Genomic DNA, 20,898 nt, shown 5'->3' on the forward strand with positions numbered 1-20,898 from the left:
TTTTGACAATAAAAATGATAAAAATTATCATTCTCGGCTCAGCCTTTACAAAACCTTGCAAAAAATCACACACAAGGAGAACCCATGACCCCCAGACGTATCGCGGTCGCCGTCGCGACGGCCTTCCTGCCGCTCGCGGCGCTCGCCGACAGCGAGCTGGCCACCGTCCACGTAGAGGCGTCCGCCGAGTCGGAGCCTGCGACCTACCAGGCGGTGGTATCGACCACCGCCACCAAGATCAAGGCGCCGCTGCGCGACGTGCCGCAGACGGTGAACGTGGTGACCGAGCGCCTGATCGAGGACCAGGGCGCTCGCTCGGTGCAGGACGTGCTTAAGAACGTGCCCGGTGTGTCGTTCAACAACGGCGATGGTCAGCGCGACCAGTTCGTGATCCGCGGCTTCGCGGCGCTCGGCGATCTGTTCGTCGACGGCATTCGCGACGACGCGCTGTACTACCGCGACCTGTCGAACACCGAGCGCGTCGAGGTGGTGAAGGGCCCGGCGGCGGTGCTGTACGGGCGCGGCTCGTCCGGTGGCGTGATCAACCGTGTCACCAAGAAGCCGACCGCCACCGCGCGACGCGAGATCGAGCTGGTGGGCGGCTCTTACGACCAGAAGCGCGGCGCCCTCGACATCAACCAGCCGCTGAGCGATAGCGCGAGTTTCCGCGTGACCGGCGCGCTCGAGGATTCCGGCAGCTTCCGCAACCAGGGCTTCGTCGAGCGCGAGGCGCTCTCGCCGTCGCTGGCGTTCAAGCTCGGCGCCGACACCAAGCTCTTGCTGCAGGCCGAATACCTGAAAGACCGCCGCGTCACCGACATGGGCATCCCGGCCGTCGGCGACCGCCCGGCCGACGTTTCGGTCAAGACCTACTACGGTTCTTCCAACGCGCGCGACGACGACTACAGCCAGTCGACCGTCAAATCCGGTCGCGCCACGCTGGAGCACAAGTTCAATGAGAACTGGTCGCTGCGTAACCTGTTCGGCACCTACCGCTACGAGCTGGACCGCCACAACACCAACCCCCGAGACGTCGTCGGCAGCGGCGCCAACGCGCAGGTGAGGCTGAACCGCGGCGACTCGCGGCGCCAGGACGACGGCTGGTTCAACCAGTTCGAACTGACGCAGAACGCCACCACCGGCGGCATCAAACACCAGCTGCTGTACGGGCTGGAACTGGGCGAGCAGAAAAAGGACCTCGTCAACCGCTTCCTAAACCTACCTGCCTCGTTCAACGTCTCGCTGTACAACCCGGTGCTGAAGCGGACGAACGTCAATACGCCGGAGATCGCCAGCAACCTCGCGACGATGAAGGTGGCCAGCGCCTACGTGCAGGATCTGCTGACCTTCTCGCCACAGTGGAAGGCATTGCTCGGCGTGCGCTACGACGAGTTCGAGCAAAGCGTGGATAGCCGCCTGGCCAGCCAGCCCGACCTGCGCCGTGTCGACCGCGAGTGGAGCCCGCGCGCGGGCGTGGTGTTCCAACCGGCCGACTGGCAGTCCTACTACCTGTCGTATAGCCGCTCGTTCCAGCCCTCGGGCGAAACGCTCGCATTCGCGGCCAACAACGCGGACATCGCGCCCGAGGAGACGCGCAACGTCGAAATCGGCACCAAGCTGGACCTGCTCGACGGCCGCGTCAGCTTCACCGGCGCGCTGTTCGAGCTGAAGCGCACCGACGTCAAGAGCGCCGTGCCGGGCACCAACCCCACTCAACTCTTGCCGGTCGGCGAGCAGCGCACGCGCGGCGTCGAACTGACGCTGGCTGGCGAAATCGCCAAGGGTTGGCAGCTTTCCGCCGGCTACGCCTATCTGGACGCGGTCATCACCAAGTCGATCGCTAAGAGCGGTACGATTCCGCTGCAAGGTAAGCAAGCGGCGCTGACGCCCGAGCACAGCGCCAACGTCTGGCTGATGCACGAGCTCGGCGGCGGCTTCAGCCTCGGCGGCGGCGCCAACTACGCGAGCAAGCGCTACGTCGGAACCACCAACACGGTGAGCCTCGGCAGCTACGTCACCTACGACGCGGCGCTGCTGTACAAGGCGAAGTCCTACGACCTGGCGCTGAACCTGAAGAACCTGGGCGACAAGAAATACTTCGTCTCGGGCCACGACTCGAGCGACCACCTCAACGTGCCAGGCGCTCCGCGCAGCGCCGAGCTGACCGCACGCCTGCGCTTCTAAGCAATCGCCCCTTCGGGGGCTACGCCGCACGCTCACCCTCGGGCGTGCGGCCCCTTTTCCGGCGCCCGCCCGTGGCGCCGTCCCTCCCCCATTCATCAGTCCTGTCTCCCTCCATTTCGCGTCCGTCACGGCACCGGCTTCGTCCGCTCGCGAAACAAAATAACAATCATTATCATTCGCATCAAAATCATTTGGACTTCCCCGGCCGCGCGCCGTAACTCGAACAGCAAGGAGCATCATGCGAGAGCTGATCCTGCTGGCCCACGTACCCACCGCCCCGGTCAACGACGGCTTCCTGCCGGCCGCCAAGGCGCTCGGCCTTTCTGTCGTGCTGCTGACCGACTGCACCGACGCGCACCGCGCGCACTTCGCGCACTTCGCGCAGGCTGGCCTGACCAGCAGAACAAGCAATACTCCAACAACGGCGAGTAGCTGGAAGCGAAAGCTGCGCTCGCGGCGGAAGGCCAGGTAAAGGCCGTGGGCGGCGAATCCGAGCCGCCTGAAAAACGACTGTCCCTTCATCGTGCCGTCCCGCTTCCGAGGGGGACGCCCCCGGCCGCCGGCACATCGCCGGGCCAAGGGGCGTCGAAGCTTGGCCATCGTTCCCTTCCGTGATCGGTTGAAGTCTCTAGGCCGGACGACTGCCGACACACTTTCTGAATAAATCCGGCCGCCGCTTCTGACTATCCTTCTGGTCACGGTAACGACGGTAACGCTCGGGGCGACGATCACAGAAACGGAAAATCGATTTGCGGAGTCCGCTTAGCTATCAAATCCCCAAGCGCTGCGGCGGAACCGCATGCCATCGTCCACCCCAAGGTACCGTGCCCCGTGTTGATCCAGAGGTTGGGATAGCGCAAGCGACCGATGAAAGGGACGCTCGAAGGAGTGACCGGCCTGAGCCCGCACCAGAACTCCGGCTTACCGCACTCGTTTAGGTCCGGAAATAGCTCTCTCGTGCGGCGAATCAGCGCATCGCAGCGGATGGCGTTGAGATCGTGATTGAAACCGGAGAATTCCGCGGTGCCGGCGACCCTTAACCTGTTTCCCAGTCGAGAAAAGACAAGTTTGTATGCATCATCGGTCAGGCTGACCGTCGGCGCCACGCTGGCTTTTGAAAGGGTGATGGTCGCCGAGTAACCTTTAGCGGGGTAGACAGGAAGGGATATGCCCAGCGGACGCAGAAGCGCCGGGCTGTGACTGCCCAACGCCACGACGTAGGCGTCGGCGACATGGCGCCGTCCGTCTGACGTCACGACGGAACGGACCCGTCCGCCTTCGGCGTCGATACGGGAGATGGATTGCCCGAGGTCGAACACGACCCCAACGCGCCGGCAATGCTCGGCTAGCTGCCTGGTGAATTTGTGTGCATCGCCCGACTCATCGTCGACGGTGTAGTCGCCGCCGACCAGCATATGGCTGGCGGAAGCCAGGGCAGGCTCGATCTCGATACAGGCGTTGGCCGAGACAGGGCGGCGGTCGCAGCCGAATTCGCGAAGTATCGCGGACGCCCCGACCGCCTTTTCGAACTCCAGCGGGTCGGTATAGACGTGCAGTATTCCCCGCTCCAGCTGGTCGTATTGCAGCCCTCCCCTCGCGGCAAGGTCATTTCGGAGCGCCTTCAGACACTGCCGGCTGTAGAGGGCAAGCTCGACGATTCGACGGATATTCTCCCTGGTCCGCGACGGGCTGCATTCACGCAGAAAGCGCAGCGTCCAAGCCAGCAGACGAGGGTCGGCCCGCAGCCTGAACAACAGCGGGGCGTCCTCCTTGCCGAGCCAGCGCAAAGCCTTTAAGGGAGTATGGGGATTCGCCCACGGTTCTGCGTGCGACACCGAAATCTGACCGCCATTGGCAAAGCTCGTTTCCAGCGCCGGCCCGCTCTGGCGGTCGATCACCGTCACCTCGTGGCCGCTGCGCGACAGATACCATGCGGTAGTGATGCCGACCACGCCGGCGCCCAGGACGATTATCTTCATTGCCCCCTCCCTCGGTGAAATGAAGCGCGGCGATCGCGCTTTGATTGCCACGGCCACGAGCAGAGGGCTCGGCCAACCTACTCCGTCTCTTCCTCGTCGTCGCGCCCTGCCGCCGCCTCGGCCTCGATCGCCGCCAGCGCCGCCGCCGCCCGCTGCAACGCCGGCAGGAAGTGCACCGCCTTGTCCGGCGTCAGACGCATGATCGGCGCCTGCAGCGCCACCCCCAGGTTCGACTTCCCGCCGTCCGGTGCCGGCACCAGCACCCCGACGCACAACAGCCCCGGCAGGAACTCCTCGTCGTCCAGCGCGTAGCCGGCGCGCTTCACCCGCTCGATCTCCGCCTCCAGCCGCTCCAGGTCGGTCAGCGTGTTCTCGGTGTAGCGCGCCAACGGCACGTGCGCCAACAGCCGCCGCCGCTGCGCCGGGCTCAGCTGCGCCAGGAACAGTTTGCCGGTCGCCGAGCAGTGCGCCGGCACCCGCGAGCCCGGGTGCAGGTAGAAGCGCAGCGGCGCCGCCGTCTCCACCCGGTCCAGGTACAGCACCTCGCTGCCCGAGAACGCGGTCAGGTTGCAGCTCTCGCCCACTTCCTCGACCAGCTGACGCAGCACCGCGTGCCGCGCGCCGTGCGCGGTGTTGTTCAGCAGCAGGTTCTCCGCCAAGCGCCGCAGCCGCACGCCGGTGCTGTAGTGACGGCCGGCGCCGTCGCGCTGCAGCCGCACGCCGGTGCTGTAGTGACGGCCGGCGCCGTCGCGCTGCAGCATGCCGGCCGCCTCCAGTTGCTGCAGCATCCGGTGCAGCGTCGGCTTGGGCAGCCCGGTCTCGTCCACCAGCCCCTGCAGCGTGAAGAACTGGTCCTTCTCGGCGATCACTTCCAGCAGCCCGAACAGCCGCAGCGTCGGCGTGTCGCCGTCGAGTTTCGCGTCGCCCTTGGTGCGCGTGTCGTTCATGGTCGTCCCATCATAGTTCAGTTTCGTTTATAGATACAAATTGTACCGTTTATTGAAATTTGTTGTTGACCGGCGCGCGGCTTCGCCCTACATTCCAATCACAAATCACTTTTCGGAACGTTTGGTTTCGTTTTTTGTTTTTCGTCCACCCACGGAGACAGCGCACCATGAGCGATCACTCGACCCAAGCCCAAGCGGCGACCCCCAGCGGCCCGCAAGCGATGACCCCTTCGGAAGCCTTCGTCGAAACCCTGGCCGCCAACGGCGTGACCGACATGTTCGGCATCATGGGCTCGGCCTTCATGGACGCGATGGACATCTTCGCGCCGGCCGGCATCCGCCTGATCCCGGTGGTGCACGAACAGGGCGCCGGCCACATGGCCGACGGCTACGCGCGCGTGTCCGGCCGCCACGGCGTGGTGATCGGCCAGAACGGCCCCGGCATCAGCAATTGCGTGACGTCGATCGCCGCCGCCTACTGGGCGCACAGCCCGGTGGTGATCGTCACCCCGGAGGCCGGCACCATGGGCATCGGCCTCGGCGGTTTCCAGGAGGCGAAGCAGCTGCCGATGTTCCAGGAGTTCACCAAGTACCAGGGCCACGTGACCCACCCGGCGCGGATGGCCGAGTTCACCGGCCGCTGCTTCGACCGCGCGATGGCCGAGATGGGGCCGACCCAACTCAACATCCCGCGCGACTATTTCTACGGCGAGATCAAGGCCGAGATCCCGCAACCGCGCCGGCTCGACCGCGGCCCGGGCGGCGAGCAGAGCCTGAACGAGGCGGCCGAGCTGCTGGCTAACGCCAAATTCCCGGTGATCATTTCCGGCGGCGGCGTGGTGATGGCCGACGCCATCGACGAGTGCAAGGCGTTGGCCGAGCGCCTCGGCGCGCCGGTGGTCAACAGCTATCTGCACAACGATTCGTTCCCGGCCAGCCACCCGTTGTGGTGCGGCCCGCTCGGCTACCAGGGCAGCAAGGCGGCGATGAAGCTGATCTCGCGCGCCGACGTGGTGGTGGCGCTCGGCTCGCGCCTCGGCCCGTTCGGCACGCTGCCGCAGCACGGCATGGACTACTGGCCGAAGGCCGCCAAGATCATCCAGATCGACGCCGACCACAAGATGCTCGGCCTGGTGAAGAAGATCTCGGTCGGCATCTGCGGCGACGCCAAGGCCGCCGCGATCGCGCTGACCGCACGCCTGGCGAACCGCACGCTCGCCTGCGACGCGTCGCGCGAGCAGCGCGCCGATGCGATCGCCACCGAGAAGGCGGCCTGGGAGAAGGAGCTCGACGACTGGACCCACGAGCGCGATCCGTTCAGCCTCGACATGATCGACGAGAACGCCAATGAAAGGACCTTCAACGGCGGCGAGTATTTGCACCCGCGCCAGGTGCTGCGCGAGCTCGAGAAGGCGATGCCGGACGATGTGATGGTGTCGACCGATATCGGCAACATCAACTCGGTCGCCAACAGCTATCTGCGCTTCGACAAGCCGCGCAGCTTCTTCGCCGCGATGAGCTGGGGCAACTGCGGCTACGCGTTCCCGACCATCATCGGCGCCAAGGTCGCCGCGCCGCACCGCCCGGCCGTCTCCTACGCCGGCGACGGCGCCTGGGGCATGAGCCTGATGGAAACCATGACCTGCGTCCGGCACCAGATCCCGGTCACCGCGGTGGTGTTCCACAACCGCCAGTGGGGCGCCGAGAAGAAGAACCAGGTCGACTTCTACAACCGCCGCTTCGTCGCCGGCGAACTCGACAACCAGAGCTTCGCCGCCATCGCCCAAGCGATGGGCGCCGAAGGCATCGTGGTCGACCGGCTCGAGGACGTCGGCCCGGCGCTGAAGAAGGCGATCGACCTGCAGATGAACCACGGCAAGACCTGCATCATCGAGATCCTGTGCACCCGCGAGCTCGGCGACCCGTTCCGTCGCGACGCGCTCGCCAAACCGGTGCGCCTGCTCGACAAGTACAAGGACTACGTCTAAGCGCCAAGCGGGCCGGACATGGGGCTTCCTCCCTGTTTCCGGCCCGAGCCGCGATCGACCCGAAGAGGTCGAGCGGTCCCGCATCACGACTTCGAGGAGCGAATCACCATGAAAGCGATCAACCGCATCATCGACAGCGCCCGCGCGGCCCCCAAGCGCATCGTGCTGTGCGAAGGCGACGATGCGCGCATCCTGAAGGCGGCGCAACGCGCCACCCGCGAAGGCACTGCCCGCATCCTGCTGGTGGGGGACGCCGGCCGCATCCGCCGAATCGCCGCCGACGAAGGCGTCGACCTTGCCGGCATGGAGCTGGTCGACCCGGCCACCTCTGCGCTCACGCCGTCCTTTGCGCAGAAGCTGTTCGCGCTGCGCCAGAAGAAGGGCATGACGCTGGAGGAAGCGAAACGCGAGGTGCTCAAGCCGCTGTGCTTCGCCAACCTGATGGTGCGCCTCGACCACGCGGACGGCTCGGTCGCCGGCGCGGTCCACACCACCGCCGACGTGGTGCGCCACGCGATCCAGATCATCGGCGTCGACCCGTCGTTCAAGCTGGTTTCGAGCTTCTTTTTAATGATGCTCTGCGAGCCCTTCCACACGCTGAAGGGCGGGCTGATCTTTTCCGACTGCGGACTGGTGGTCGACCCCGACGCACACGAACTGTCCGAGATCGCGATGGCTGCGGCCGACAGCGCCCGCAGCCTGCTGATGGACGAGCCGCGCGTCGCGATGCTGTCGTTCTCGACCAGCGGCAGCGCCAAGCACGCGGCGGTCGACAAGGTGGTCGAGGCGGCGCGCCGGGTCAGGGAACTGCGCCCCGGCCTCGCGATCGACGGCGACGTGCAGCTCGACGCGGCGATCGTCGCGGAGATCGCGAACCGCAAGGTCGATAACTCGGCGGTGAAGGGCCGCGCCAACGTGCTCGTTTTTCCCAGCCTCGAGGCCGGCAATATCGGCTACAAGTTGGCCGAGCGCGTCGGCGGCGCGAAGGCGATCGGTCCTCTGCTGCAGGGCCTGCAAAAACCGGCCAACGACCTGTCGCGCGGCTGTAGCGCCGACGACGTCTTCTACGTCATCGCCGTGACCGTGGTCCAGGCGCAGACCGCCGCCGAACGACTGCCGGACGAAAAGCGATCATGACCGGCGAGATGCTGCTGCCCTTTCTCGCGCTGATGGGCGTCGCGAGCTACTTCCAGACCGTCACCGGCTTTGGCCTCGGCATGATCGTGATGGGCGCGACCAGCGGCCTAAACCTCGCGCCGGTGGCCTCGGTCGCGGCCGTCGTCAGCCTGGTGACGCTGGCCAACAGCGCGGTCGCGCTGCCCGGCAAGCTGCACCACATCGACTGGCGCGCGGTGCGCGCGGCCACCTTCGGCATCCTGCCGTCCATCGTCGCCGGCGTCCTGTTGCTCGACTACCTCTCCAGCGCCGCCTCCGACCTGCTGCAGCTCTTGCTCGGCGCGGTGATCCTGTACGGCGGGCTCGGCTCCGCGCTGCGCCCCGCGCCGCTCAAAGAGCGCTCGGGCGACGGCAGCTTCTTCGTCAGCGGCGTGTTCGGCGGGCTGCTCAGCGGAATGTTCGGCGTCTCCGGCCCGCCGCTGATCTTCCAGTTCTACCGCCAGCCGATGACCCTGGTCGAGATCCGATGCGTGCTGATCCTGGTCTTCACGGTGACCTCGAGCACCCGCACGCTGTTCACCGCCTACCAGGGACAGCTGACCGCCGACATCTGGATGCAAAGCGCGCTCGCCGTGCCGGTGGTCGCGCTGGCGACGATCGCCGCGCGGCGCTACCCGCCGCCGCTCTCTGCGACGACGACGCGACGCGTCGCGTTCATCGTTTTGATGCTGATCGGGTGTCACCTCATGTTTCCTGCCTTGCTCCAATTGATAGGCGAAGCCACGGGAGGCAGATGACAACACCTAAACCCTGAGAACGTCCCCTACAGGGGAAGGCAATCACCGAACGATGCCCCCACGACCTCAGGGCGATTTCGCATGACTCGGGAGGCAACGATAAAAATGAAAATTTCGCACAAGGTTGGTTTTGCCGCCGCGGCGGTCCTGCTCGTGACGACCGGCCTCTTGTCGCTGCTACAGGTTCACCAGGTGCGCGACAGCCTTCGCAGTCAGGCAGAGTCGAACATCAAGGAGACCAGCAACGCGCTGGCGCGACAGATAGAAAACTGGCTGAACGCCAAGCTGCGGCTGATCGACATGGTGTCGCAACACATCGACGGCGATTTCGGCGCCGCGCAGATCCAGCGGGCTTTCGACCGGCCGCTACTCAAGAACGAGTTTCTGCTCGTCTTCGGCGGGCTGGACAGCGATGGCGCGAGGATCACCAACAACCCGGACTGGAATCCCCCGGGCTGGGATGCGCGGACACGCCCATGGTTTCGGCTGGCCAAAAACGCCGAGCACGCCGTGTTGGCCGAGCCCTACCGCGACGTCGCCAGCGGCGAAGTGCTGATTTCCGCCGTCGGGAAACTCAGCGACAAGGGGCGCTTCATGGGGGCATTTGGCGGCGACCTGAGCCTGAAGACCATCTCCGACGCGGTCAATACCTTGAATTTCAACGGCGCCGGCTATGCGTTCCTGATGACGCGCTCCGGCAACATCATCGCCCACCCGGATGCCAAACTGGTTGGCAAACCCTACAGCCAGCTATTCGGCGGCCAAAGCCCCGCCTTGGAAAGCGCGCTGCGACCGGCAGACGACGGCGATCGATCGCTGCTGGTCTCGTTCGTGCCGCTTGCCGGGATCGAGGGCGTCGATTGGTATATCGGCGTGGTACTTAAAGACGACGCGGTGATGCGGGAAGCCGACGCGCTCAGTTTGCGCGCGGTCATCGGCACCGTTGCCGGCGTCCTGGTCAGCCTGCTGATTCTGGTGACGCTCGTGTCCCGCCTGCTCAAGCCCTTGTCGCGACTCTATGATTCGCTGCAGGACATCAACCGGGGCGAGGGCGATTTGACCCAGCGCCTGCCCGTCGAGGGCAAGGATGAAATCGCCTTGCTGTCCCGTGAGTTCAACAGGCTATTGCAGACGCTGCAGTCGCTGATCGGTGACATTGTGGAACGCTCGTACCAGGTTCGCGAGACCAGCGAACTGACATCGCAGCACGCCAGCCATGCGGCCAGCCGGCTTCATCGCCAGATGATCGAGCTGGACCGACTGGCCAACGCCATGGGCGCCATGACCGTGACCGCCGAGGACGTCGCGCAACACGCCCAGTCGGCAGCGGACGCGGCCATCTCGGCCAACGTTGAAACTGCAAAAGGCGTCGGCGTCGTTTCGCGCTCGACCAAGGCCATCAAGCAGCTGGCGGCTGACATGGATGAAACCCGCCATTCGATCATCCTGTTGGCCAAGCAGAGTCAGGGCATCGAATCGATCCTGTCCGTCATCACGAGCATCGCCGACCAGACCAATCTGCTCGCCCTGAACGCGTCGATCGAAGCCGCGCGGGCCGGCGACGCCGGCCGTGGCTTCGCGGTGGTCGCCGACGAAGTCCGCGCGCTGGCGTCGCTCACTCAGGAATCGACCCACGAGATCCGCGCGATGATCGAGCAGCTGCAGAACGGGGTCAAACTGGCGGAAACGCGCATGCAGGAAAACAGCGACGCGGCCAGCAGGACCGCGGCGGAGGCGAGCTCGGCCAAGGACATCCTCGGCCGGACCCGTCAGGCGATGACCCGGATCAACGATATGAATTTGCACATCGCCGACGTCGCCAGACGGCAAAGCACGGCCACCTGCGAGATCAACCTCAATACGAAGCTCATTCGCGACATCAGCCATGAAGTGGCGGAAGGGGCGGAACTGCAAGCCGGTCATTGCGCATCGGTGGCGGAACAGTTGTGCCAGCAGGACGAACGGCTCCGGCACTTCAAAGTGTGACCCCGAACCGGGGCGATCGAGACCGAAGAGCGCATCCGACGAAACGCAGATCGCCGACCGGCTGGCTGACACCAACCGGTCGGCGATCTCTTTGCCGCGTCTGGCCTACCACCCCAGGAAAGCCGCGCCCCGCTGCGACTTCTGCACGCAAACAGTCTTGCCCCGGATCAGCGCCGACCGCGACCGCCGATCAATTGCACGATCTCGGAGAACAGCGGCGTATCGAGCGGTCGGGACAGGTCCGTCGCCAGACAGCGGCGGTAATAGGGGCTGAGGTCGAGCCCGACGCCGATGCCGAGCACCTCGACGTCGCGCATGGCCTCGTGACGCGCGACCACTTCCTTCAGGTGATTGTCGAGATAATAAGGATCGTTGGCCTGGCCGGTCGCGCCGTCCATCGGGCTGCCGTCGGAGACGACGATCAATATCCGCCGCGCCTCGCCGCGGGCGAGCAGTCGCGAGCAAGCCCAGTCGACCGCCTCACCGTCCACCCCCTCGCGGAACAGGTCGGCCTTGAAGAGCGCCGCGATGTCGGCACGTGCGCGCCGCCAGCTCCGGTCCGCATCCTTGAACACCATGTGGCAGACTTCGTTGAGCCGCCCCGGATTTCTGGGACGGCCACGGGCCAGCCAGTCGAGCCGGGCGCGGCCGCCGTTCCAGGCGCCGGTGGTGAAGCCCAGCACCTCGGTCGCCACACCGGCCATTTCGAGCGCGCGCACCAGGATGTCGATCATCATGGTCACCGCTTCGATATGCGCCTTCATCGAGCCCGAACAGTCGACGAGGAAACTCACGACGCAGTCGGCCTCCATCTTGTACTGCTCGAGACGAAACAGCCGCCGCTCCGCCGGCGAACTGATCAATTGCGCCAGGCGACGGCCGTCGATCCGCCCCTGCTCTTCGCCGAAGGACCAGCCGTCCCGCCGCGGCACCGCGAGGACCGCCGTCAACTGATGCGCCAGCCTACCCAGGTTGACGCCTTGCTCGGCGATGCGCCTGTCGAGACGTTCGCGGTACTCGCGTAACAAGGCCTTGCGAACCAGCGTGCCGGCGTCGACCTTTCTGTCGTAGCGCGTGGTATAGACGCGGTAGCCGTGGCCGGATTCCTCCAGCACACGGCTGCGGCCGGTGGGCGCCGTGGCGATCGTGTCGGGCTCCTCGTCGTCGAAGTCGAGCAGCAGCGAGAACGCCGCGCTCGCGGCGTCCTCTTCGTCGGCCCCCTCTTCCGCCGCCTGCTCCGCGCGGGCCGAGCGGATCATCCCGCCGACGAGCCGCGCCATCTCGAGCGCATGGCCGGCGAAAGCGGCCTGGTCGTCGCGGTGCCGGCGCAGGCCGGCCAGCGCAAAGCCTATCGCCGGCACGATGGCCGCGCGCGTGACCTCGATCAGGTCTTCGGTTTCCTCGAGCACCGGCCAGCCCGTCAGCCGCGACCACGAGATCTGCGCCACCGTATATAGCAGGATGCCCAGATGACCCTCGGCCAACCCCGAGCGATGAAAGGCGCGCGACCATGCCTCGAAGCGGTGGCGAAGGTTTTGCGCCACACCCGGCATGCCGGGTGGCAGCCGGGTCTCGCAGCGCAGCTGTTCCAAGAGCTCGAAGAGTAGCCGCTCGACCGGGTCGCCGGGACAAAGCCTTCGGTGCAGCCCGGCGTCGGAATGGGCCAAGCGCAAGGCCGCGCCGTCGGCGGCGCCGCGGAACGACGTGAAGTCGTCCGACGCCGGGTCGGTGCGCAGGTGCGGGGCGTGAAGCGGCAGCGGCCTGAGGTCACGGCAAAGACGGCCTTGCCGGTAATGCAGCGCGGCGTCGCCGGTCAGCGCGCGCACCGCCGCCGCGCACAACTCCTCAAGCTTCTGCTGGCGGCGGGCCTTTTGCTGGGCGGACACCATCAGCGCGGCCCCGGCTCGTCGATCGGCGAGGCTTCGAGTTCCCGGCCAAAGCATCGCTGGAAGTATTCGGCCACGATAGGCCGCTCGGCTTCGTCGCATTTGTTGACGAAGGTCAGACGGAAGGCGAGCGCGTGATCGCGGAAGATCTGGCTGTTTTCCGCCCAGGTGATCACCGTTCGCGGCGACATCAGCGTCGAGAGGTCACCCGCCGCGAAACCTTTGCGCGTGAGCTCGGCCAAGCTCACCATCGCCTCGATCAGCGCGCGACCGGCCTCGTCGGCGAGTTCGGGCACGCGGGCGAGCACGATGCCGGCCTCTTCCTCGCGCGGCAGGTAGTTGAGCGTGGCGACGACGTTCCAGCGGTCGATCTGCGCGTGATTCAGCACCTGGGTGCCGTGGTACAGGCCGTTCAGGTTGCCCAAGCCCACGGTGTTGGACGTGGCGAACAGCCGGAAGTAAGGATGCGGGTGGATCACCCGGTTCTGGTCGAGCAGGGTGAACTTGCCGTCGCGCTCGAGGATGCGCTGGATGACGAACATCACGTCCGGGCGGCCGGCGTCGTACTCGTCGAAGATCAGCGCGACCGGCCGCTGCAGCGCCCACGGCACGATGCCTTCCTGGAATTCGGTGACCTGGCGGCCGTCGCGCACGACGATGGCGTCCTTGCCGACCAGGTCGAGACGACTGATATGACCGTCGAGGTTGACCCGCACGCAGGGCCAGTTGAGCCGGGCGGCGACCTGTTCGATGTGGGTCGACTTCCCGGTTCCATGCAGCCCCTGCACCATGACCCGCCTGTCGCGGGTGAAGCCGGCCAGGATCGCCAGTGTCACTTCCGGGTTGAAGCGGTAGGCGTCGTCGATTTCCGGCACATGGTCGTCGCGCTCGCCGAACGCGGGCACCATCAGGCCGGAATCGATGCCGAAAAGGCTGCGCACCGGGACCAGTCTGTCCGGTTTGCCAAGCACGATATCTGTCACGTTCCTCTCCTCTTACATCGTCAATCGGCCGGGGCGACGCCCCGGTTTTCATTGCCTCGGCGGGTCAGCCCGCCACTGCGGCATGGCCGCGCATGAAAGAGAGCCCTGCCCGGGCTTTCTTTCAGAGGGTTCGATCGGACGAAGAAGAGGGATCGTGGCTTCGGCTTACTCTGTCTCTTCCGTGTCCCCCCGCCCTGCCGCCGCCTCGGCCTCGATCGCCGCCAGCGCCGCCGCCGCCCGCTGCAACGCCGGCAGGAAGTGCACCGCCTTGTCCGGCGTCAGACGCATGATCGGCGCCTGCAGCGCCACCCCCAGGTTCGACTTCCCGCCGTCCGGTGCCGGCACCAGCACCCCGACGCACAACAGCCCCGGCAGGAACTCCTCGTCGTCCAGCGCGTAGCCGGCGCGCTTCACCCGCTCGATCTCCGCCTCCAGCCGCTCCAGGTCGGTCAGCGTGTTCTCGGTGTAGCGCGCCAACGGCACGTGCGCCAACAGCCGCCGCCGCTGCGCCGGGCTCAGCTGCGCCAGGAACAGTTTGCCGGTCGCCGAGCAGTGCGCCGGCACCCGCGAGCCCGGGTGCAGGTAGAAGCGCAGCGGCGCCGCCGTCTCCACCCGGTCCAGGTACAGCACCTCGCTGCCCGAGAACGCGGTCAGGTTGCAGCTCTCGCCCACTTCCTCGACCAGCTGACGCAGCACCGCGTGCCGCGCGCCGTGCGCGGTGTTGTTCAGCAGCAGGTTCTCCGCCAAGCGCCGCAGCCGCACGCCGGTGCTGTAGTGACGGCCGGCGCCGTCGCGCTGCAGCCGCACGCCGGTGCTGTAGTGACGGCCGGCGCCGTCGCGCTGCAGCATGCCGGCCGCCTCCAGTTGCTGCAGCATCCGGTGCAGCGTCGGCTTGGGCAGCCCGGTCTCGTCCACCAGCCCCTGCAGCGTGAAGAACTGGTCCTTCTCGGCGATCACTTCCAGCAGCCCGAACAGCCGCAGCGTCGGCGTGTCGCCGTCGAGTTTCGCGTCGCCCTTGGTGCGCGTGTCGTTCATGGTCGTCCCATCATAGTTCAGTTTCGTTTATAGATACAAATTGTACCGTTTATTGAAATTTGTTGTTGACCGGCGCGCGGCTTCGCCCTACATTCCAATCACAAATCACTTTTCGGAACGTTTGGTTTCGTTTTTTGTTTTTCGTCCACCCACGGAGACAGCGCACCATGAGCGATCACTCGACCCAAGCCCAAGCGGCGACCCCCAGCGGCCCGCAAGCGATGACCCCTTCGGAAGCCTTCGTCGAAACCCTGGCCGCCAACGGCGTGACCGACATGTTCGGCATCATGGGCTCGGCCTTCATGGACGCGATGGACATCTTCGCGCCGGCCGGCATCCGCCTGATCCCGGTGGTGCACGAACAGGGCGCCGGCCACATGGCCGACGGCTACGCGCGCGTGTCCGGCCGCCACGGCGTGGTGATCGGCCAGAACGGCCCCGGCATCAGCAATTGCGTGACGTCGATCGCCGCCGCCTACTGGGCGCACAGCCCGGTGGTGATCGTCACCCCGGAGGCCGGCACCATGGGCATCGGCCTCGGCGGTTTCCAGGAGGCGAAGCAGCTGCCGATGTTCCAGGAGTTCACCAAGTACCAGGGCCACGTGACCCACCCGGCGCGGATGGCCGAGTTCACCGGCCGCTGCTTCGACCGCGCGATGGCCGAGATGGGGCCGACCCAACTCAACATCCCGCGCGACTATTTCTACGGCGAGATCAAGGCCGAGATCCCGCAACCGCGCCGGCTCGACCGCGGCCCGGGCGGCGAGCAGAGCCTGAACGAGGCGGCCGAGCTGCTGGCTAACGCCAAATTCCCGGTGATCATTTCCGGCGGCGGCGTGGTGATGGCCGACGCCATCGACGAGTGCAAGGCGTTGGCCGAGCGCCTCGGCGCGCCGGTGGTCAACAGCTATCTGCACAACGATTCGTTCCCGGCCAGCCACCCGTTGTGGTGCGGCCCGCTCGGCTACCAGGGCAGCAAGGCGGCGATGAAGCTGATCTCGCGCGCCGACGTGGTGGTGGCGCTCGGCTCGCGCCTCGGCCCGTTCGGCACGCTGCCGCAGCACGGCATGGACTACTGGCCGAAGGCCGCCAAGATCATCCAGATCGACGCCGACCACAAGATGCTCGGCCTGGTGAAGAAGATCTCGGTCGGCATCTGCGGCGACGCCAAGGCCGCCGCGATCGCGCTGACCGCACGCCTGGCGAACCGCACGCTCGCCTGCGACGCGTCGCGCGAGCAGCGCGCCGATGCGATCGCCACCGAGAAGGCGGCCTGGGAGAAGGAGCTCGACGACTGGACCCACGAGCGCGATCCGTTCAGCCTCGACATGATCGACGAGAACGCCAATGAAAGGACCTTCAACGGCGGCGAGTATTTGCACCCGCGCCAGGTGCTGCGCGAGCTCGAGAAGGCGATGCCGGACGATGTGATGGTGTCGACCGATATCGGCAACATCAACTCGGTCGCCAACAGCTATCTGCGCTTCGACAAGCCGCGCAGCTTCTTCGCCGCGATGAGCTGGGGCAACTGCGGCTACGCGTTCCCGACCATCATCGGCGCCAAGGTCGCCGCGCCGCACCGCCCGGCCGTCTCCTACGCCGGCGACGGCGCCTGGGGCATGAGCCTGATGGAAACCATGACCTGCGTCCGGCACCAGATCCCGGTCACCGCGGTGGTGTTCCACAACCGCCAGTGGGGCGCCGAGAAGAAGAACCAGGTCGACTTCTACAACCGCCGCTTCGTCGCCGGCGAACTCGACAACCAGAGCTTCGCCGCCATCGCCCAAGCGATGGGCGCCGAAGGCATCGTGGTCGACCGGCTCGAGGACGTCGGCCCGGCGCTGAAGAAGGCGATCGACCTGCAGATGAACCACGGCAAGACCTGCATCATCGAGATCCTGTGCACCCGCGAGCTCGGCGACCCGTTCCGTCGCGACGCGCTCGCCAAACCGGTGCGCCTGCTCGACAAGTACAAGGACTACGTCTAAGCGCCAAGCGGGCCGGACATGGGGCTTCCTCCCTGTTTCCGGCCCGAGCCGCGATCGACCCGAAGAGGTCGAGCGGTCCCGCATCACGACTTCGAGGAGCGAATCACCATGAAAGCGATCAACCGCATCATCGACAGCGCCCGCGCGGCCCCCAAGCGCATCGTGCTGTGCGAAGGCGACGATGCGCGCATCCTGAAGGCGGCGCAACGCGCCACCCGCGAAGGCACTGCCCGCATCCTGCTGGTGGGGGACGCCGGCCGCATCCGCCGAATCGCCGCCGACGAAGGCGTCGACCTTGCCGGCATGGAGCTGGTCGACCCGGCCACCTCTGCGCTCACGCCGTCCTTTGCGCAGAAGCTGTTCGCGCTGCGCCAGAAGAAGGGCATGACGCTGGAGGAAGCGAAACGCGAGGTGCTCAAGCCGCTGTGCTTCGCCAACCTGATGGTGCGCCTCGACCACGCGGACGGCTCGGTCGCCGGCGCGGTCCACACCACCGCCGACGTGGTGCGCCACGCGATCCAGATCATCGGCGTCGACCCGTCGTTCAAGCTGGTTTCGAGCTTCTTTTTAATGATGCTCTGCGAGCCCTTCCACACGCTGAAGGGCGGGCTGATCTTTTCCGACTGCGGACTGGTGGTCGACCCCGACGCACACGAACTGTCCGAGATCGCGATGGCTGCGGCCGACAGCGCCCGCAGCCTGCTGATGGACGAGCCGCGCGTCGCGATGCTGTCGTTCTCGACCAGCGGCAGCGCCAAGCACGCGGCGGTCGACAAGGTGGTCGAGGCGGCGCGCCGGGTCAGGGAACTGCGCCCCGGCCTCGCGATCGACGGCGACGTGCAGCTCGACGCGGCGATCGTCGCGGAGATCGCGAACCGCAAGGTCGATAACTCGGCGGTGAAGGGCCGCGCCAACGTGCTCGTTTTTCCCAGCCTCGAGGCCGGCAATATCGGCTACAAGTTGGCCGAGCGCGTCGGCGGCGCGAAGGCGATCGGTCCTCTGCTGCAGGGCCTGCAAAAACCGGCCAACGACCTGTCGCGCGGCTGTAGCGCCGACGACGTCTTCTACGTCATCGCCGTGACCGTGGTCCAGGCGCAGACCGCCGCCGAACGACTGCCGGACGAAAAGCGATCATGACCGGCGAGATGCTGCTGCCCTTTCTCGCGCTGATGGGCGTCGCGAGCTACTTCCAGACCGTCACCGGCTTTGGCCTCGGCATGATCGTGATGGGCGCGACCAGCGGCCTAAACCTCGCGCCGGTGGCCTCGGTCGCGGCCGTCGTCAGCCTGGTGACGCTGGCCAACAGCGCGGTCGCGCTGCCCGGCAAGCTGCACCACATCGACTGGCGCGCGGTGCGCGCGGCCACCTTCGGCATCCTGCCGTCCATCGTCGCCGGCGTCCTGTTGCTCGACTACCTCTCCAGCGCCGCCTCCGACCTGCTGCAGCTCTTGCTCGGCGCGGTGATCCTGTACGGCGGGCTCGGCTCCGCGCTGCGCCCCGCGCCGCTCAAAGAGCGCTCGGGCGACGGCAGCTTCTTCGTCAGCGGCGTGTTCGGCGGGCTGCTCAGCGGAATGTTCGGCGTCTCCGGCCCGCCGCTGATCTTCCAGTTCTACCGCCAGCCGATGACCCTGGTCGAGATCCGATGCGTGCTGATCCTGGTCTTCACGGTGACCTCGAGCACCCGCACGCTGTTCACCGCCTACCAGGGACAGCTGACCGCCGACATCTGGATGCAAAGCGCGCTCGCCGTGCCGGTGGTCGCGCTGGCGACGATCGCCGCGCGGCGCTACCCGCCGCCGCTCTCTGCGACGACGACGCGACGCGTCGCGTTCATCGTTTTGATGCTGATCGGGTGTCACCTCATGTTTCCTGCCTTGCTCCAATTGATAGGCGAAGCCACGGGAGGCAGATGACAACACCTAAACCCTGAGAACGTCCCCTACAGGGGAAGGCAATCACCGAACGATGCCCCCACGACCTCAGGGCGATTTCGCATGACTCGGGAGGCAACGATAAAAATGAAAATTTCGCACAAGGTTGGTTTTGCCGCCGCGGCGGTCCTGCTCGTGACGACCGGCCTCTTGTCGCTGCTACAGGTTCACCAGGTGCGCGACAGCCTTCGCAGTCAGGCAGAGTCGAACATCAAGGAGACCAGCAACGCGCTGGCGCGACAGATAGAAAACTGGCTGAACGCCAAGCTGCGGCTGATCGACATGGTGTCGCAACACATCGACGGCGATTTCGGCGCCGCGCAGATCCAGCGGGCTTTCGACCGGCCGCTACTCAAGAACGAGTTTCTGCTCGTCTTCGGCGGGCTGGACAGCGATGGCGCGAGGATCACCAACAACCCGGACTGGAATCCCCCGGGCTGGGATGCGCGGACACGCCCATGGTTTCGGCTGGCCAAAAACGCCGAGCACGCCGTGTTGGCCGAGCCCTACCGCGACGTCGCCAGCGGCGAAGTGCTGATTTCCGCCGTCGGGAAACTCAGCGACAAGGGGCGCTTCATGGGGGCATTTGGCGGCGACCTGAGCCTGAAGACCATCTCCGACGCGGTCAATACCTTGAATTTCAACGGCGCCGGCTATGCGTTCCTGATGACGCGCTCCGGCAACATCATCGCCCACCCGGATGCCAAACTGGTTGGCAAACCCTACAGCCAGCTATTCGGCGGCCAAAGCCCCGCCTTGGAAAGCGCGCTGCGACCGGCAGACGACGGCGATCGATCGCTGCTGGTCTCGTTCGTGCCGCTTGCCGGGATCGAGGGCGTCGATTGGTATATCGGCGTGGTACTTAAAGACGACGCGGTGATGCGGGAAGCCGACGCGCTCAGTTTGCGCGCGGTCATCGGCACCGTTGCCGGCGTCCTGGTCAGCCTGCTGATTCTGGTGACGCTCGTGTCCCGCCTGCTCAAGCCCTTGTCGCGACTCTATGATTCGCTGCAGGACATCAACCGGGGCGAGGGCGATTTGACCCAGCGCCTGCCCGTCGAGGGCAAGGATGAAATCGCCTTGCTGTCCCGTGAGTTCAACAGGCTATTGCAGACGCTGCAGTCGCTGATCGGTGACATTGTGGAACGCTCGTACCAGGTTCGCGAGACCAGCGAACTGACATCGCAGCACGCCAGCCATGCGGCCAGCCGGCTTCATCGCCAGATGATCGAGCTGGACCGACTGGCCAACGCCATGGGCGCCATGACCGTGACCGCCGAGGACGTCGCGCAACACGCCCAGTCGGCAGCGGACGCGGCCATCTCGGCCAACGTTGAAACTGCAAAAGGCGTCGGCGTCGTTTCGCGCTCGACCAAGGCCATCAAGCAGCTGGCGGCTGACATGGATGAAACCCGCCATTCGATCATCCTGTTGGCCAAGCAGAGTCAGGGCATCGAATCGATCCTGTCCGTCATCACGAGCATCGCCGACCAGACCAATCTGCTCGCCCTGAACGCGTCGATCGAAGCCGCGCGGGCCGGCGACGCCGGCCGTGGCTTCGCGGTGGTCGCCGACGAAGTCCGCGCGCTGGCGTCGCTCACTCAGGAATCGACCCACGAGATCCGCGCGATGATCGAGCAGCTGCAGAACGGGGTCAAACTGGCGGAAACGCGCATGCAGGAAAACAGCGACGCGGCCAGCAGGACCGCGGCGGAGGCGAGCTCGGCCAAGGACATCCTCGGCCGGACCCGTCAGGCGATGACCCGGATCAACGATATGAATTTGCACATCGCCGACGTCGCCAGACGGCAAAGCACGGCCACCTGCGAGATCAACCTCAATACGAAGCTCATTCGCGACATCAGCCATGAAGTGGCGGAAGGGGCGGAACTGCAAGCCGGTCATTGCGCATCGGTGGCGGAACAGTTGTGCCAGCAGGACGAACGGCTCCGGCACTTCAAAGTGTGACCCCGAACCGGGGCGATCGAGACCGAAGAGCGCATCCGACGAAACGCAGATCGCCGACCGGCTGGCTGACACCAACCGGTCGGCGATCTCTTTGCCGCGTCTGGCCTACC

Annotated in this window: 15 protein-coding genes; 10 read left to right on the forward strand and 5 right to left on the reverse strand. The window is 66.0% G+C overall.

The features are described 5' to 3' along the window. The first annotated feature begins 84 nt into the window (after nucleotides 1–84). Together DWG20_RS15740 and DWG20_RS15745 are read left to right on the forward strand one after the other, a co-directional pair. Nucleotides 85–2,184: a TonB-dependent receptor gene (locus DWG20_RS15740; protein WP_115434681.1), complete on the forward strand. Its 2,100-nt coding sequence runs from the start codon at nucleotides 85–87 to the stop codon at nucleotides 2,182–2,184. 238 nt (nucleotides 2,185–2,422) lie between these two features. Next, entirely contained in the window at nucleotides 2,423–2,656 is a 234-nt protein-coding gene (locus DWG20_RS15745; protein ID WP_220271976.1) for a hypothetical protein, read from the forward strand. A gap of 256 nt (nucleotides 2,657–2,912) precedes the next feature. Here the strand turns inward: DWG20_RS15745 and DWG20_RS15750 are convergent, their stop codons facing one another. After that, nucleotides 2,913–4,163 carry a D-amino acid dehydrogenase gene (locus tag DWG20_RS15750; protein ID WP_115434682.1) on the reverse strand — a complete coding sequence of 417 codons (1,251 nt, stop codon included), beginning with the start codon at nucleotides 4,161–4,163 and terminating at the stop codon, nucleotides 2,913–2,915. Nucleotides 4,164–4,240: 77 nt separating this feature from the next. Beyond that, nucleotides 4,241–5,110 carry an IclR family transcriptional regulator gene (locus DWG20_RS15755; RefSeq protein ID WP_115434683.1) on the reverse strand — a complete coding sequence of 290 codons (870 nt, stop codon included), beginning with the start codon at nucleotides 5,108–5,110 and terminating at the stop codon, nucleotides 4,241–4,243. 167 nt (nucleotides 5,111–5,277) lie between these two features. On the opposite strand from DWG20_RS15755, the gene xsc (DWG20_RS15760) reads away from it, so the two are divergent. The 4 genes from xsc (DWG20_RS15760) to DWG20_RS15775 all read left to right on the forward strand — a co-directional run bounded on the left by xsc (DWG20_RS15760) (nucleotide 5,278) and on the right by DWG20_RS15775 (nucleotide 10,997). Then, a complete protein-coding gene (xsc, locus tag DWG20_RS15760) occupies nucleotides 5,278–7,098 on the forward strand; it encodes a sulfoacetaldehyde acetyltransferase (protein WP_115431832.1) in 1,821 nt (606 codons plus the stop codon). Between the two features lie 108 nt (nucleotides 7,099–7,206). Further along, nucleotides 7,207–8,235 (forward strand): phosphate acetyltransferase, encoded by a 1,029-nt coding sequence (gene pta / locus DWG20_RS15765; RefSeq protein WP_115431826.1) that lies wholly within the window; start codon nucleotides 7,207–7,209, stop codon nucleotides 8,233–8,235. Next, entirely contained in the window at nucleotides 8,232–9,011 is a 780-nt protein-coding gene (locus DWG20_RS15770; protein ID WP_115431827.1) for a sulfite exporter TauE/SafE family protein, read from the forward strand. The genes pta (DWG20_RS15765) and DWG20_RS15770 overlap by 4 nt, the downstream gene beginning before the upstream one ends. A 105-nt stretch (nucleotides 9,012–9,116) precedes the next feature. Then, nucleotides 9,117–10,997: a methyl-accepting chemotaxis protein gene (locus tag DWG20_RS15775; RefSeq protein ID WP_115431828.1), complete on the forward strand. Its 1,881-nt coding sequence runs from the start codon at nucleotides 9,117–9,119 to the stop codon at nucleotides 10,995–10,997. Between the two features lie 167 nt (nucleotides 10,998–11,164). Here the strand turns inward: DWG20_RS15775 and DWG20_RS15780 are convergent, their stop codons facing one another. The 3 genes from DWG20_RS15780 to DWG20_RS15790 form a co-directional block, all read right to left on the reverse strand. Next, entirely contained in the window at nucleotides 11,165–12,886 is a 1,722-nt protein-coding gene (locus DWG20_RS15780; protein ID WP_115431829.1) for a cobaltochelatase CobT-related protein, read from the reverse strand. After that, nucleotides 12,886–13,866, reverse strand: coding sequence for an AAA family ATPase (locus DWG20_RS15785; RefSeq protein WP_115431830.1), 981 nt, complete (start codon nucleotides 13,864–13,866; stop codon nucleotides 12,886–12,888). The genes DWG20_RS15780 and DWG20_RS15785 overlap by 1 nt, the downstream gene beginning before the upstream one ends. Nucleotides 13,867–14,031: 165 nt before the next feature. Beyond that, on the reverse strand, nucleotides 14,032–14,901 hold the full coding sequence (locus DWG20_RS15790) for an IclR family transcriptional regulator (RefSeq protein ID WP_115434684.1): 870 nt from the start codon (nucleotides 14,899–14,901) through the stop codon (nucleotides 14,032–14,034). Nucleotides 14,902–15,068: 167 nt separating this feature from the next. On the opposite strand from DWG20_RS15790, the gene xsc (DWG20_RS15795) reads away from it, so the two are divergent. The 4 genes from xsc (DWG20_RS15795) to DWG20_RS15810 all read left to right on the forward strand — a co-directional run bounded on the left by xsc (DWG20_RS15795) (nucleotide 15,069) and on the right by DWG20_RS15810 (nucleotide 20,788). Further along, entirely contained in the window at nucleotides 15,069–16,889 is a 1,821-nt protein-coding gene (xsc, locus tag DWG20_RS15795) for a sulfoacetaldehyde acetyltransferase (protein WP_115431832.1), read from the forward strand. A gap of 108 nt (nucleotides 16,890–16,997) precedes the next feature. After that, nucleotides 16,998–18,026 (forward strand): phosphate acetyltransferase, encoded by a 1,029-nt coding sequence (gene pta, locus DWG20_RS15800; protein WP_115431826.1) that lies wholly within the window; start codon nucleotides 16,998–17,000, stop codon nucleotides 18,024–18,026. Then, nucleotides 18,023–18,802 (forward strand): sulfite exporter TauE/SafE family protein, encoded by a 780-nt coding sequence (locus DWG20_RS15805; protein WP_115431827.1) that lies wholly within the window; start codon nucleotides 18,023–18,025, stop codon nucleotides 18,800–18,802. Before pta (DWG20_RS15800) ends, DWG20_RS15805 begins: the two co-directional genes overlap by 4 nt. Nucleotides 18,803–18,907: 105 nt before the next feature. Continuing rightward, nucleotides 18,908–20,788, forward strand: a complete 1,881-nt coding sequence (locus DWG20_RS15810) for a methyl-accepting chemotaxis protein (RefSeq protein ID WP_115431828.1) — start codon at nucleotides 18,908–18,910, stop codon at nucleotides 20,786–20,788. Nucleotides 20,789–20,898: the final 110 nt, after the last annotated feature.

Source organism: Crenobacter cavernae (assembly GCF_003355495.1).
Lineage (GTDB): Bacteria > Pseudomonadota > Gammaproteobacteria > Burkholderiales > Chromobacteriaceae > Crenobacter > Crenobacter cavernae.